Annotated in this window: 13 protein-coding genes; 5 read left to right on the top strand and 8 right to left on the bottom strand. The window is 57.7% G+C overall.

The window, feature by feature from the left end; all coding sequences use genetic code 11:
• Window positions 1-65: 65 nt before the first annotated feature.
• Window positions 66-1334, bottom strand: a complete 1269-nt coding sequence (locus ACJ8IM_RS00565; protein ID WP_033634813.1) for a YeaH/YhbH family protein — start codon at window positions 1332-1334, stop codon at window positions 66-68.
• 132 nt (window positions 1335-1466) lie between these two features.
• On the bottom strand, window positions 1467-3401 hold the full coding sequence (gene yeaG, locus ACJ8IM_RS00560; RefSeq protein ID WP_004932230.1) for a protein kinase YeaG: 1935 nt from the start codon (window positions 3399-3401) through the stop codon (window positions 1467-1469).
• Window positions 3402-3443: 42 nt separating this feature from the next.
• Here yeaG and ACJ8IM_RS00555 point away from each other — a divergent pair, with 42 nt between their 5' ends.
• Window positions 3444-3719: a hypothetical protein gene (locus tag ACJ8IM_RS00555; protein ID WP_154067234.1), complete on the top strand. Its 276-nt coding sequence runs from the start codon at window positions 3444-3446 to the stop codon at window positions 3717-3719.
• A gap of 167 nt (window positions 3720-3886) precedes the next feature.
• Window positions 3887-4591, top strand: a complete 705-nt coding sequence (locus ACJ8IM_RS00550) for a MipA/OmpV family protein (RefSeq protein WP_033654379.1) — start codon at window positions 3887-3889, stop codon at window positions 4589-4591.
• A 94-nt stretch (window positions 4592-4685) separates the two neighbouring features.
• Here ACJ8IM_RS00550 and ACJ8IM_RS00545 read toward each other — a convergent pair whose 3' ends face one another.
• Together ACJ8IM_RS00545 and gapA are read right to left on the bottom strand one after the other, a co-directional pair.
• Entirely contained in the window at window positions 4686-5561 is an 876-nt protein-coding gene (locus ACJ8IM_RS00545; protein WP_033634810.1) for a D-hexose-6-phosphate mutarotase, read from the bottom strand.
• Window positions 5562-5644: 83 nt separating this feature from the next.
• Window positions 5645-6640 carry a glyceraldehyde-3-phosphate dehydrogenase gene (gapA, locus tag ACJ8IM_RS00540; protein ID WP_004932222.1) on the bottom strand — a complete coding sequence of 332 codons (996 nt, stop codon included), beginning with the start codon at window positions 6638-6640 and terminating at the stop codon, window positions 5645-5647.
• Window positions 6641-6988: 348 nt separating this feature from the next.
• Here gapA and msrB point away from each other — a divergent pair, with 348 nt between their 5' ends.
• On the top strand, window positions 6989-7402 hold the full coding sequence (gene msrB, locus ACJ8IM_RS00535) for a peptide-methionine (R)-S-oxide reductase MsrB (RefSeq protein WP_004932219.1): 414 nt from the start codon (window positions 6989-6991) through the stop codon (window positions 7400-7402).
• 63 nt (window positions 7403-7465) lie between these two features.
• The gene (locus ACJ8IM_RS00530; protein WP_033634809.1) at window positions 7466-7738 is read left to right on the top strand and encodes a YeaC family protein; all 273 of its coding nucleotides are present in this window, start codon (window positions 7466-7468) and stop codon (window positions 7736-7738) included.
• A gap of 46 nt (window positions 7739-7784) precedes the next feature.
• On the opposite strand, the gene ACJ8IM_RS00525 is transcribed toward ACJ8IM_RS00530, so the two are convergent.
• From ACJ8IM_RS00525 to sppA, 4 genes are all read right to left on the bottom strand, one after another.
• Entirely contained in the window at window positions 7785-9062 is a 1278-nt protein-coding gene (locus tag ACJ8IM_RS00525) for a glycoside hydrolase family 18 protein (protein WP_033654377.1), read from the bottom strand.
• 232 nt (window positions 9063-9294) lie between these two features.
• Window positions 9295-9927 (bottom strand): bifunctional nicotinamidase/pyrazinamidase, encoded by a 633-nt coding sequence (gene pncA, locus ACJ8IM_RS00520; protein ID WP_033654376.1) that lies wholly within the window; start codon window positions 9925-9927, stop codon window positions 9295-9297.
• Window positions 9928-9949: 22 nt separating this feature from the next.
• Complete coding sequence (gene ansA, locus ACJ8IM_RS00515; RefSeq protein WP_033638505.1) at window positions 9950-10966, bottom strand: asparaginase; 1017 nt, start codon at window positions 10964-10966, stop codon at window positions 9950-9952.
• A gap of 93 nt (window positions 10967-11059) precedes the next feature.
• Entirely contained in the window at window positions 11060-12916 is a 1857-nt protein-coding gene (sppA, locus tag ACJ8IM_RS00510; protein WP_033634806.1) for a signal peptide peptidase SppA, read from the bottom strand.
• A gap of 160 nt (window positions 12917-13076) precedes the next feature.
• Here sppA and ACJ8IM_RS00505 point away from each other — a divergent pair, with 160 nt between their 5' ends.
• Entirely contained in the window at window positions 13077-13628 is a 552-nt protein-coding gene (locus tag ACJ8IM_RS00505; protein ID WP_004932204.1) for an NAD(P)H nitroreductase, read from the top strand.
• Window positions 13629-13774: the final 146 nt, after the last annotated feature.

Genomic DNA, 13774 nt, shown 5'->3' with positions numbered 1-13774 from the left:
AATGCGAAAAAGAAACAGCCGGAAAACGGCGTTTTCCGGCTGTGGTGACATTAACGCGACGTTATTCACACGGTCTGTTTGCGAAACAGTTCGCGGAATACCGGATAGATATCGTCCGGTTCGCGGATATGCTGCATGGCGAAGTTATCGAATCTTGCCTGCAGATCCTCATATTCGCGCCACAGCGTTTGGTGAGCGCGGCGAGTGATTTCTATGTAGCTGTAATAACGCACCATCGGCAGGATCTTCTTCGCCAACAGCTCATGGCACAGCGGTGAATCGTCGGCCCAGTTGTCGCCGTCCGACGCTTGCGCGGCGTAGATATTCCATTGCGCCGGGTCATAACGCTCTTCGACCACGTCGTTCATCAACTTCAGCGCGCTGGAGACGATGGTGCCGCCGGTTTCCTGCGAATAGAAGAACTCCTGTTCGTCCACCTCTTTCGCCTGGGTGTGATGGCGAATATAGACCACCTCGACGTTCTTGTAGGTTCGGCTCAGGAACAGATAAAGCAGAATGTAAAAGCGCTTGGCCATGTCTTTGGTCGCCTGATCCATCGAACCGGACACGTCCATCAGGCAGAACATCACCGCCTGGCTGGAAGGCTCCGGCCGGCGCTCATAGTTTTTGTAGCGCAGGTCGAAGGTATCGATAAACGGTACGCTTTCGATTTTCTTGCGCAGTTCGGCAATTTCCTTGCGCAGCCGCTCCTCTTCCAGCAATTGCACCGGTTCGGTGTTTTCCAGCTGGGTCAGCGCGTCTTCCAGCTCGTGCAACGCGCGTCTTTTACCGGCGGTCATGGCGGTACGTCGCGCCAACGAGTTCTGCAGCGAACGCACGACGCTGATGTTGGCCGGCACGCCGTTGGCGGTATAGCCGGCGCGATGGGTTTTGAACTCGGTCAACTGCTTGTACTGATTCTTTTTCAGGTTGGGCAGGGCGAGATCCTCGAACAGCAGATCGAGGTACTCGTCTTTGGAGATCTGGAAGACGAATTCATCCTGGCCTTCACCGTCCTGGCTGGCGTTGCCCTGGCCGCCGCCACCGCCTGCGCCGCCCTGAGGCCGCTCAACGCGATCGTTCTGCACGAAGTGGTCATTGCCCGGGTGAACGCGATGGCGAGTGCCGCCGCGCCCCTGATGAAACATCGGTTCGTTGATATCGTCAGTGGGGATGGAGACCGACTCCCCGCTGTCTACGTCGGTGACCGAACGCTTGTTGATGGCTTCGGCAATCGACTGTTTGATTTGCGACTTGTAACGGCGCAAGAAGCGCTGGCGGTTCACCATGCTCTTGTTTTTGCCGTTCAGCCGCCGGTCAATGAAATAGGCCATACTTCCCCCAAACGACGTTGCCAACTCTTCATGTCCCGGCCGCGACAGCGCAATATGCCAGCCCCTCCCTGGGCTGCGCTGCAACGTCCATGACTGTGGACATGGCCCTGATAATGCCGCTTACCTGAGGCGTTATGAGGATTTTCTGACCCGCAGATACCATTCACACAGCAGGCGAACCTGCTTGCGGGTATAGCCTTTCTCCATCATGCGGTCGACGAAGTCGTCGTGTTTCTTCTGCTCGTCCGTCGATGTTTTGGCGTTAAACGAAATGACCGGCAACAGCTCTTCGGTATTGGAGAACATTTTCTTCTCGATCACGGTGCGCAGCTTCTCGTAGCTGGTCCAGTTCGGATTACGGCCGTTGTTGTTGGCGCGGGCGCGCAGCACGAAGTTCACGATTTCGTTACGGAAATCTTTCGGGTTGCTGATGCCGGCCGGTTTCTCGATTTTCTCCAGTTCGGCGTTCAACGACTCGCGGTCGAACAGCTGACCGGTGTCGGGATCGCGATACTCCTGATCCTGGATCCAGAAGTCCGCGTAGGTCACGTAACGGTCAAAAATGTTCTGGCCGTATTCCGAGTAGGATTCCAGATAGGCGGTCTGGATCTCTTTGCCGATAAACTCGGCGTATTTCGGGATCAGATAGCCTTTCAGGTGCTCCAGGTATTTCTCGGCCAAATCCTGCGGGAACTGTTCGCGTTCGATCTGCTGCTCCAGCACATAGAACAGGTGTACCGGGTTGGCCGCCACCTCGGCGTGATCGAAGTTGAATACCCGCGAGAGGATTTTAAAGGCGAAACGGGTGGAGAGGCCGTTCATGCCTTCGTCAACCCCGGCGTAGTCGCGGTACTCCTGATAGGACTTGGCTTTCGGATCGGTATCCTTGAGGCTTTCGCCGTCATACACGCGCATTTTCGAGTAAATGCTCGAGTTTTCCGGCTCTTTCAACCGCGACAGCACGCTAAAGCGCGCGAGCGTTTCGAGGGTGCCCGGCGCGCAGGGCGCGTGGGTCAGCTCGCTGTGATCCAGCAGCTTGTCGTAAATCTTGATCTCTTCCGACACGCGCAGGCAGTAAGGCACCTTGACGATGTACACGCGGTCGAGGAACGCTTCGTTGTTCTTGTTGTTACGGAAGGTCACCCACTCGGATTCGTTGGAGTGCGCCAGAATGATGCCGTTGAACGGCAGGGCGGAGATGCCCTCGGTGCCGTTGTAGTTGCCTTCCTGGGTCGCCGTCAGCAGCGGGTGCAGCACCTTGATCGGCGCTTTGAACATCTCGACGAACTCCATAATCCCCTGGTTGGCGCGGCACAGGGCGCCGGAGTAGCCGTAGGCGTCCGGATCGTTCTGCGCATGGTTCTCCAGCTTACGGATGTCCACTTTACCGACCAGCGCCGAGATGTCCTGGTTGTTCTCATCGCCCGGTTCGGTTTTGGCGATGGCGATCTGCTCCAGGATGGAAGGGCGCACTTTGACGACTTTAAACTTGGTGATGTCGCCGCCGAACTCATGCAGGCGCTTCGCCGCCCACGGCGACATGATGGTGCCGAGATAGCGACTCGGGATGTTGAACTCTTTTTCCAGGATCGAGGCATCTTCCTGCGGGTTGAACAGGCACAGCGGATGATCGTTGACCGGGCTGCGTTCGCCGTTGGCGCTGAGGGTGTAGATGGGCACGCGCTGCATCAACGCCTTAAGACGCTCCGCCAGCGAGGATTTACCGCCGCCCACCGGGCCCAGCAGGTAAAGGATCTGTTTCTTCTCTTCCAGGCCCTGCGCGGCGTGTTTCAGGTAAGAGACGATCTGTTCGATGGCCTCTTCCATGCCGTAGAATTCTTCAAAGGCAGGATAGCGTGCGATCACGCGGTTGGAGAACAGGCGCGACAGGCGTGATTCTAGCGCAGTGTCGACCATCACAGGTTCACCGATAGCCATCAGCAGACGTTCGGCCGCGTTGGCATAGGCACTGCGATCTTGCCGGCAAATGGTAAGAAATTCCTGCAGTGTGAACTCTTCGTCCTTGGCAGCTTCGTAGCGCTGGCGATAGTGGTCAAATATGTTCATGATGCCCGTCCTTTCGTTATTAGCACAGGTTAAAGAGAGCGTGTGATAGTGTTCTGGCCCCCGGAAGATGAGAATACGCCTGAGTACAGCAACCCGTATGCCAACTTGGTGCGCTTATTATCGCGAGTTGCGCTGTTTGCCACTGGGCTCAGGATAAATTCACCTTCTGATTTAAGCTTAGTTTGCTTGCCGGAAAATTTCCTGCCGCAGAAAAAGCTTTTTTTAAGTCATATCAATGACTCAGTTATTACAGTGGAAGCCAAATGCCTTGTCTGGCGCGGCCTGCAGGATGAAACGTCATCGTTCCGCCATGATTAATTCATAATTCCGCTATAAGTTATTCGATCTTGGTCGTTTTCTATTGTAAAGATTAGGCGCGCAACTAAATTTTCACATAAACTATTGCGGCTATTAACCCTGTAATTTATGGAAAACAACCAGTGAAGATTTCAAAACTCAAAACGCTAGCAATTATCGCTTCCGCAATGGTTTGTGCGCAAAGTGCTCAGGCGGGAACCTGGTCACTCGGCGCCGGCGCGCTGGTTAGCCCGGACGCGTATCGCGGTTATCAGGATCGCGTATATCCGGTGCCCGTCATCGACTATGAAGGTGACGACTTCTACTTCCGTACTCTGACCGCCGGTTACTACCTGTGGAAAGATCAAGAAAACCAGCTGAGCATCATGGGTTACTACACGCCATGGGGCTACCGCCCTGGCGACAGCGATGACGATCGCATGAAGCGTCTCGACAAACGCCGCGGCACGCTGATGGCCGGCCTGGCTTATTCGCACCACGCGGAGTGGGGCACCCTCCGCACCACCTTCACCGGCGACACGTTGAACTACAGCAACGGGCTGGTGGGCGATGTGGCTTATCTGTACAAGTTTGATCTGGACGCGCTGACGCTGGTCCCGGGCGTAGGCGTGATGTGGAACAGCAAAAACCAGAACAAATATTACTACGGCGTCAGCGCCAATGAATCGCGCCGCAGCGGACTGGACAGCTACACCCCAGGCGATAGCTGGGCGCCGTATCTCGAACTGAGCGCCAATTACCAGATCAACAAAAGCTGGAACGCCTTCTTCCTCGGCCGCTATGTGAAGTTGTCGGATGAAGTGAAAGACAGCCCGATGGTGGATAAATCCTACACCGGTTTGTTGATGACGGGTGTGAGCTACACCTTCTAATCACGCATTGCACGATTATCGTGCATGGCGTGCATCAAAAAGGGGCGCTGGCGCCCCTTTTGCACATCTGCAGTGCGCTGTCGCGCGCGGCGCCTCAGGCCTTCTTACGGCTGCGGAAGGTCACGCCCAAACGGGCGGGTTGCTCGCCGGCGGCGACCAGCGGTTTGCTGACGCGCCCGGTCTCGATGCAGACCATGGTCTTGTAACCGTCGTTCGGCATATCCCCCATGCTGCAGGAGAGCTCCACGCCGGGGTTCCAGGCGATGACGTCGCTCATATGATGGTGGTGAACCTCTATGGTGCGCGCGAGCGCCGGATCGCGGATCTGGCTGAAGGCCTCCGGGCGGGTATAGACGCGGTCGGTTTGGCCGACGAAGGTCACTTCGCCTTCCTGAAGCGCCTCTGCGCCGCCCGCCACCTTGTCGATATAAGGCTCGCCCAGACCCGCCACGCTGACCCGATCGATGTCGCCGACCTGGAAGTAACTGTGCAGCGCCGCCGTGGCCTGATAATCGCCGTGCGATTCCAGTTCGATTTCGCACTCCGCACCCAGCTTGAAGCGGGCAATCAGCGTGAAGGCGTGCGGCCACAGTTTGCGGGTCTGCTCATTGTCTTTCAGCGTAAAGGTCAGGATGACGCCGTTGTCATCTTCATCGTGCGCCGTCAGGCTCCAGGGCTGGTTGCGGGCAAAACCGTGGGAGGGTTGCGCCACCGGGCCGAACCACGGCCAGCAGATCGGCACGCCGCCGCGGATGGCCTTGCCTTTGGCGAAGGGGGTATTGTTGCTGAGCCAAATCACCGGCTGCTCACCGCTAGGCTGCCAGGCCAGCAAATGGGCGCCTTGCAGCGCGACGGCAGCGCGCACTTTCGGATGCGACACCACAACCACGCCCAGCTCATCGAGTTGCCGCTGGCTGATGTAAGGCGAAATCTGTTCGGAAACGGGCAGGGTGAAAATTTTCTCGTTCATTTCATGACCTATTGTTTGCCGGAGAGACAAATAAAAAAGGGCGACAAAAATGTCGCCCTCATTATCAGCTTAACATCATGCCATTACTTGGAGATGTGAGCGATCAGATCCAGAACCTTGTTGGAATAACCGGTTTCGTTGTCGTACCAGGAAACCAGTTTCACGAAGTTGTCGTTCAGTGCGATACCGGCTTTGGCATCGAACACGGAAGTCAGCACTTCGCCGTTGAAATCGGTGGAAACCACGTCGTCTTCAACGTAGCCCAGAACGCCTTTCATAGAACCTTCAGCGGCGTCTTTGATGGCTTTCTTGATTTCTTCGTAGGTAGCCGCTTTTTCCAGACGCACGGTCAGGTCAACAACGGATACGTTTGGCGTCGGTACGCGGAACGCCATACCGGTCAGTTTGCCTTTCAGCTCTGGCAGAACAACGCCAACCGCTTTCGCTGCGCCGGTAGAAGAAGGGATGATGTTCTGGGATGCGCCGCGGCCGCCGCGCCAGTCTTTGTGGGACGGGCCATCAACGGTTTTCTGAGTTGCGGTGGTCGCGTGAACGGTGGTCATCAGGCCTTCAACGATACCGAAGTTGTCGTTGATGACTTTAGCCAGTGGCGCCAGGCAGTTGGTGGTGCAAGAGGCGTTGGACACGATGTCCTGGCCGGCATATTTATCAAAGTTGGCGCCGCGCACGAACATTGGGGTCGCATCTTTGGATGGGCCAGTCAGAACCACTTTTTTGGCGCCGGCGGTGATGTGCTTACGTGCGGTTTCGTCGGTCAGGAAGATACCGGTCGCTTCAGCAACCACGTCAACACCCACTTCGTTCCACTTCAGGTTAGCCGGGTCTTTCTCTGCGGTAACACGGATGGTTTTGCCGTTAACAACCAGGTGGCCGTCTTTAACTTCTACCGTACCGTTGAAACGGCCGTGAGTAGAGTCATACTTCAGCATGTAAGCCATGTACTCTGCGTCCAACAGGTCGTTGATTGCAACGATCTCGATGTCAGAACGCTCTTGAGCAGCACGGAAAACAATGCGACCGATACGGCCAAAACCGTTGATACCTACTTTGATAGTCATATATTCCACCAGCTATTTGTTAGTGAATAAAAGGTTGGTTGTAAAATTACAAAAACCTTACCCAGCGTCAAGCGGAATCGTGTCAATTCTTGCGGCAAGTCAAACCGGAAGGGTGGTTTTGCACGCTTATTGCACAGTCCATTTGCGCTCGGCCTCATCCGTTATATGGGGACAAGCCGCCAAGTATAAAGTCAGCATACGCAAGATGTGTGATCGCTATCACATATCATCGTGACGTGGCCTTTATGGGCTACAGTTTAGGCCAAAAACCCCTGCAGTGGTGTTAATTTTTTGTTATTATTAATCATTGTTTTCGTTGACATTATCCACATTCAGAGATAAGCACAAATGGCTAAAGAGACAACCCCCGGTCATCCGGTCACGGAACTGAATGAAATCCAACGTTATGTGACGCAACAGCGCGGCACCGAAGCGCCGTTCAGCGGCAAATTGCTGCACAACAAGCGCGAGGGCGTGTACCATTGCCTGTGCTGTAACCAGCCGCTGTTCTATTCCGAAACCAAATACGATTCCGGCTGCGGCTGGCCGAGCTTTTATGAGCCGGTTTCCGCCGATGCTATCCGTTATCTTGATGATAATTCACATAATATGCATCGTGTTGAAATCCGCTGTGGCCATTGCGACGCACACCTGGGGCACGTTTTCCCCGATGGCCCGCAGCCGACCGGCGATCGCTACTGCGTCAATTCCGCTTCACTGAGCTTTACCGATGGCGAAAATGGCGACCAAACGGCCGGTTAAGTGGTAATTTAACCAACAAAATCGATTCAGCTAATTATTCATCCGTAAGCGAGAAGGGCTCTGATGGACGTGAAAGATCTGATTGCGGCGATGACGCCCGAGATATACCAGCGCCTGGTACAGGCGGTTGAGCTGGGCAAATGGCCGGACGGCGTGGCGCTGACGCCGGAGCAAAAAGAAAACAGCCTGCAGGCGGTGATGCTGTGGCAGTCGATGAACAACGTCGATCCGCAGCACATGAGCATCGGCACCGACGGGCAGATCGTGATGAAGAGCAAGCAAGAGCTGAAACAGCAGTTCGTTGCCGAGCCGTTGGCCAAACTCAAACCGCAGTAAGGCTTCCCTAATGAAAGCGGGGCGATGTCGCCATCGCCCCGTCGATTCACCGTTTTTCGCCCTTAATTCCCAGCGATTCCGCCAGCTGCTGCGCCAGCCGATTGTCGTCATCCGCGCCGTATTCCCAGAACATCGCACCGCCCAATCCCTGACTTTTGATGTATTCGGCCTTGATGGCCACTGAACGCGGATTCTCGTAGGAGATTGCGAACAGCGGCTTGCCTTCGGCGGATTGCAGCGTCAGGTAAGGCACTTTGGCGTCGTCATCCCAGTGCTCGCGAAAACGATGCTGCGGATCGTTGAGCAATTTACTGACGATATCGTGGTATTTAAAGTAAGTGTCTTTGCTGAGATCCAGCCCCAGCGCGTTGAACAGGGCGGTTTCTCGCGCGCTGAAGTAAGGTTGCGTCACCGGATGTTTGGCGGCGTCCGGCTTGTCCCAGTCGATACCCGCCTCGGTCGCCCGCTTCGGTACCCGGCCGTAGAAACCGATACCCAGGTTCATCTGTGCCGGTTTCAGCCCTGCAGCCAGATAATTTTTGACCACGAAATCGGCGCTGTAGCGGTCGGCGGCCGCCACGGTTGGCCAACGCTTTGAATCGTACAGGTTGGCATTGAAATACTGTGTGCCGTAAGCCATGTCGTAGGTCATCAGATTGATGTAGTCGAGGTATGGAGCAATGCTTTTCACATCGACCCATTCCTGCGGGCTTTTGACGTTGGCCCCGACGGCGATGGTTAACAGCTTGCCTTTACCCAGCGCCTGATGAAGCTCTTTCAGCAGCAGGGTGAAGTTGTCGCGATCCGCCGGTTGGCTTTCCACCAGCCCCCAGGCGCCGTTCACCGGATATTCCCAGTCCAGATCGATACCATCCAGCTGATACTGGGCGATCACCTGCAGCGCGGAACGGATGAATATCGCCCGGTTTTCCGCAGTCGCGGCGGCGGCGGAGAAACCCCGTGCGCCCCAGCCGCCGACCGACAGCAGCACTTTCAGCTCGGGGTTCTGCTTGCGCAGCGTCGGTAGCCGTTGCAGATCGGCCATCACCTTCGGCGACAGGTAGATCTGGTGGCGACGAGCGGGGTCTTTCAACACCGCATTGGTTTCGTCTTTCTCGCCGTTGTAGATCAGTCCGAACGAATAGTTGAGGTGGGTGATTTGCGTGACGTCCAGCTTGTCGATGTCGCCACCGGGGCCGGCGGTGACGTCGCCGCCGCCGTTGAAGTAGCCGACGGAGAGATAAGCCGCCTGGGCCGTGCCTACGCCGGCCATAGCCAACTGCACCGCCGCCAGCAAAGGCAGCAGTTTTCGGGTTATTTTCATGTCTGTCTCCTTGGGTCGGCAAGGCCGACCGTACCGCCAGGGGCGGTCACAATAAAGCCGGGCTCAGTGGGCCCCGGATGCGTATAACCGATTGACGCCAAAAGCGTCGCAGCCATAACAGCAAAAGCGCCTGCTGCTCACAAGCCGTTGGGGAAGAAGAAGGGCGATATTGTGAGCGGCGTCGAAATTTTCGCCACCGCGCAGAGAGGGCGCTGATGGCGCCCTGGAGGATTTAGTTGGCGAGGAATTGTGACAGGGTAACCAGTTGCGCACCGGCGCACGCCATGTCCTGCAGCGCCCGCTCGCTGTCGTCCGGCTGCAGATTCACGCCGCGGCAGCCGTCGACGATCACCTGCGTCGGATAGCCGGCGGCCAGCGCATCCAGCACGCTGAACTTCACGCAGTAGTCGGTCGCCAGGCCCATGATTGCCAGCCGCCGGACGCCCTGTGATTGCAGCCAGCCGTGCAGTTCGGTCTGCGCTCGGTGGCCGTTATCGAAGAACGCGCTGTAGCTGTCGATATCCGTATCCTGCCCTTTGCGAAAAACGGCATTGATATGTTGCCGCTGTAACTGGGGGTGAAAATCGGCGCCGTGGCTCCCTTGCACGCAGTGCACCGGCCACCATACCTGCGGCAGGCCTTCCAGCTCGCCGAGGGTGCCGACCTGCGCATGGGAGTTCACCGCAAAACTGCGGTGATTGGCGGGATGCCAGTCCTGGCTGGCCACCACCGGCTCGCCACGCGCCAGACAGGCGGCGATCGCCTGATTGGCCACCGGGATGACGGCGTCGCCCGCAGTGACCGCCAGCGCGCCGCCGGGGCAGAAATCGTTTTGCAGATCGATCAACAACAGGGCCGTTTTCATCGCCGCTCCAGAGTTCAGTAGGTTAACCGTTGATGCTCAGCTCGCCGCGCAGGTCTTGCTGCATCAGGGCGCGGATTTGTTCCGGCGTCAGCGGCTGGCTCAGCAGGTAGTGCAGCTTGGTCAGGGCGGCTTCCACCGTCATATCGAAACCGCTGATCACCCCGGCGTGCGCCAGCGCGTTGCCGGTGGCGTAGCCTTCCATATTGACGCGCCCGGAGATGCACTGCGTCAGGTTCACCACCACGATGCCGCGTTCTGAAGCCGCGCGCAACTCGTCGATCAGCTCTGCCTTCTGCGGCGCGTTGCCGACGCCGTAGGAACGCAGGATCAGCGCTTTGACCGGCTGCAGCAGGAAGTTGCGCACCACCGCGCCGGAAATGCCCGGATAGATAGTGACCACGCCGATCGGCTGCGGCGTAATGTCGTGCACCCGCAGCGCGCCGTTGCATGGTGGGCTGTCGATGCCTTGCTGGCGGCGAATGTGAATACCGGCTTCCAGCAGCGGCGGCAGATTCGGGGAGGCGAAGGCGTCGAAGCCGTCGGCGTGCGCTTTGGTGGTGCGGTTGCCGCGGAACAGCTTGTTGTTGAAGAACAGGCTGACTTCATTCACCGGATGGTTGGCCGCCAGATACAGCGCGTTGAGCAGGTTGGTCTGGCCATCGGAACGCAGCTCCGCCAGCGGAATCTGCGAGCCGGTGACGATCACCGGTTTAGCCAGGTTTTCCAGCATGAAGGAGAGTGCCGACGCGGTGAACGCCATGGTGTCGGTGCCGTGCAGGATCACGAAGCCGTCGTAGCGATCGTAGTTCTGCTTGATGTCGTCGGCTATGTGCTGCCAGTCTTCCGGTGTCATATCCGAAGAGTCAATCAATGGCGCATATTCATGAATGGTGAAATCCGGCATTTCCGGGCGATGGAATTCGGGCATCAGCGCCAGCTGGCGCTGCAGGTGGCCGGAAACCGGGATATAGCCGTGATCGGAACGCTGCATGCCGATGGTGCCGCCGGTGTAGGCGACGTAAATGGATTTCTTTTGCATGGTCATGATTTTAACAAAGATAAGATGGGCTGAATTATAGGGGCATGGCGGCAGAAAAAAAGCCCGGCGATGGCCGGGCTGCAGAATTATTTGTTAGCGGACTTCTCCGCAGGTGAGACAGATCGCATAACGGTTTTGCGGATCGTTCAGGTTATTGAACAAGCCAGGCTGTTCTTTCACCGCGTTGGCGACCGAGGCCAGCGGAGCGGGCAGCATGGCCTGAATCGCCGCCGGCAGCATGGCGTGAACGGAAACGCCGAACTGGCTGAGCACCATATCGCTCAGGCTTGGGGTATCGACGAACCAGTTGAGCTGCCACTGCTGCAGCTTCGCCAGCTCGGCGGCTTTTTTCACCGCGTCGTCGAAATCGCCCAATTGATCGACCAGGCCGTTGGCCTTGGCGTCGCTGCCGAGCCAGACGTGGCCCTGGGCGATTTGGTCAACCTGCTGCGGGGTCATCTTGCGCGATTTGGCGACCAAATCGAGGAAGTTCTTATACCCGTTTTCGATATTCAGCTGCATCATCTGCGAGAACTCCTGCGGCAGCGCCTTGGTGACCGCAATGTCGGCCAGCGGCGAGGTCGCCACGCCATCGGTGTGCACGCCCAGCGTATCCAGGGTTTTCTCGTAGGTGTTGATGATGCCGAAAATGCCGATCGAACCGGTCAGGGTACTTGGGCTGGCGATGATGTAGTCGGCCGGCGTCGAAACCCAGTAGCCGCCCGACGCGGCCATGCCGCCCATCGAAACCACCACCGGTTTGCCGGCGGCGCGCACGGCGGCCAGTTCGGAACGGATCACTTCGGATGCGCTGACGCTGCCGCCCGGGCTGTTGACGCGGAACACCACGGCCTTGATGGCCGGATCCAGACGGGCCTGACGCAGTTCGGCGGCGGTGGTATCACCCCCGACGTTACCCGGCGTCTGCGGGCCGTCCATGATGGCGCCGTTGGCGAAGACCACGGCGATCTTGCCACCCTGGTTGGCGTCCGGCTTCGGCTGGTAGTCGTAGATGCTGATGGCGTTGAAATCGTTCGCCTGTTTATCCCAGCCGAAGGTCTTGACCAGCTGATTTTCGATCGCGGTGCGCGAGGCCAGCTCGTCCACCAGCTTATTGTCCAGCGCATAGCGAGCGGTGTCGCCACCGGCCGCCTGCAGGCCGCTCAGCACGCCGGCGGCGCCCGGGAACAGCTGCTGTGGCGTCAGCTGGCGGTTGGCCGCGACGGTTTCCAGATAGTTCTGCCACAGGCCGCCAATCCAGCGGCTGTCCGCTTCGCGCGCCGCCGGAGACATATCGTCGCGGATCAGTGGTTCGACCGCCGATTTATAGGTGCCGACGCGGAAGATATTGGTGGTGACCTTGAGCATGTCCAGCAACGACTTGTAATACAGGTTGTTGGTGGCGAAACCGTGCAGATCGACCGCGCCCTGCGGCGACAGATAGACCTTGTTGGCGTAGCTGGCCAGGAAGTATTGCGTCTGGTTGTAGCTGTCGCCGATGGCGAAGATCGGCTTGCCGCTGTCGCGGAACTCGCGCAGCGCCTTGCCGATATAGCGCAGCGACGGCTGATCGGCGCCGACGAAGTCATTCAGCTGCAACACCATGCCGGTAATGTTTTTATCGTCTTTGGCCTTGCGGATGCTATCGACCACGTCGAACAGCGAGTTTTCCTGCAGACGGCTGCTGGAGGCGCCCAACAGCTCGCGGCCCCATTGCCGCACCCGGTTGTTTACCGAGGGCTGATCGACCACCACGCCGCTTAAATCGACCAGCAGCGCACCGCGCGCCGGGGCCGTCGTGGTGGAGGAACTTTGGAAGGACAGATAGATGCCAACCCCAACCAGGATCAGCAAGACCAGGAACAGGTTAAGGATCAGTTCCCTGATAAAATTCAGCAGACGCCATGTCCACCGGAAAATGCCGGCAATAATTTGCCACAATGTGCGCATGTGCTCTCCAACAAGAGTCGAGAATGTTCCGCTATCCTAATGAGCGTCCGGGGAAATGTCAGCTTTAAATCGTGGCACACAGACGCTATTGCCGAGGCTGTAACTCGTCGTTTAGCTATGTTAACGTGGCCGGAATGAAAATTGTTATCAGGAGTTTACGATGGATGCTCTGGATCTTTTATTGAATCGCCGCTCGGCTTCGCGCCTGGCGGAACCGGCGCCGGCGGGGGAAGTGCGCCAAAATATCATCAACGCGGGCCTGCGTGCGCCCGATCACGGCGCGCTGCAGCCGTGGCGTTTCGTGATGATCGAAAATCAGGGTCTGGAGCGCTTCAGCCAGCTGCTGCAGGCGGCGGCGAAACAGGATCAACTGGACGAAGCGGCGATCGAAAAGGCCACCAAGGCGCCGTTCCGCGCGCCGCTGATCATCACCGTCATTGCGCACTGCACTGAAGAGACCAAGGTGCCGCGCTGGGAGCAGGTGGTTTCCGCCGGTTGCGCGGTGCAGGCGATGCAGATGGCGGCGCTGGCGCAGGGCTTTAACGGCATCTGGCGCACCGGCGCCTGGACCGAGCATGCGCTGGTGCGCGAAGCCTTCGGCTGCCGCGAGCAGGACGAGATCGTCGGTTTCCTCTATCTGGGTACGCCGCAGCTGAAGGCCGCCACCAAGGTGACGCCGCCGGACAGCACGCCTTTCGTCAGCTATTTCTGAGTTTTCTCCCGCGGGGCGCGGCGAAAATGCGCCAAACCCCGCAAAATCGCATGGTTTCTGAGCAGGCCGTTCGCTTATCGCTGGCGCGCTCTTATCAATCCCTTCGGCAAGCGCTACCCTATGTTATCTTGAGTGCCGTTACCGAA

Source organism: Serratia sp. CY33525, assembly GCF_052169115.1.
Classification (GTDB): Bacteria; Pseudomonadota; Gammaproteobacteria; order Enterobacterales; family Enterobacteriaceae; genus Serratia; species Serratia sarumanii.
This window is presented reverse-complemented; position numbering and strand designations above follow the sequence as displayed.

Coding starts and splice junctions, on each gene's coding strand:
- ACJ8IM_RS00565 (WP_033634813.1), bottom strand. CDS start 1,334: ATGGCCTATTTCATTGACCGGCGGCTGAACGGCAAAAACAAGAGCATG.
- yeaG (WP_004932230.1), bottom strand. CDS start 3,401: ATGAACATATTTGACCACTATCGCCAGCGCTACGAAGCTGCCAAGGAC.
- ACJ8IM_RS00550 (WP_033654379.1), top strand. CDS start 3,887: ATGGTTTGTGCGCAAAGTGCTCAGGCGGGAACCTGGTCACTCGGCGCC.
- ACJ8IM_RS00545 (WP_033634810.1), bottom strand. CDS start 5,561: ATGAACGAGAAAATTTTCACCCTGCCCGTTTCCGAACAGATTTCGCCT.
- gapA (WP_004932222.1), bottom strand. CDS start 6,640: ATGACTATCAAAGTAGGTATCAACGGTTTTGGCCGTATCGGTCGCATT.
- msrB (WP_004932219.1), top strand. CDS start 6,989: ATGGCTAAAGAGACAACCCCCGGTCATCCGGTCACGGAACTGAATGAA.
- ACJ8IM_RS00530 (WP_033634809.1), top strand. CDS start 7,466: ATGGACGTGAAAGATCTGATTGCGGCGATGACGCCCGAGATATACCAG.
- ACJ8IM_RS00525 (WP_033654377.1), bottom strand. CDS start 9,062: ATGAAAATAACCCGAAAACTGCTGCCTTTGCTGGCGGCGGTGCAGTTG.
- pncA (WP_033654376.1), bottom strand. CDS start 9,927: ATGAAAACGGCCCTGTTGTTGATCGATCTGCAAAACGATTTCTGCCCC.
- ansA (WP_033638505.1), bottom strand. CDS start 10,966: ATGCAAAAGAAATCCATTTACGTCGCCTACACCGGCGGCACCATCGGC.
- sppA (WP_033634806.1), bottom strand. CDS start 12,916: ATGCGCACATTGTGGCAAATTATTGCCGGCATTTTCCGGTGGACATGG.
- ACJ8IM_RS00505 (WP_004932204.1), top strand. CDS start 13,077: ATGGATGCTCTGGATCTTTTATTGAATCGCCGCTCGGCTTCGCGCCTG.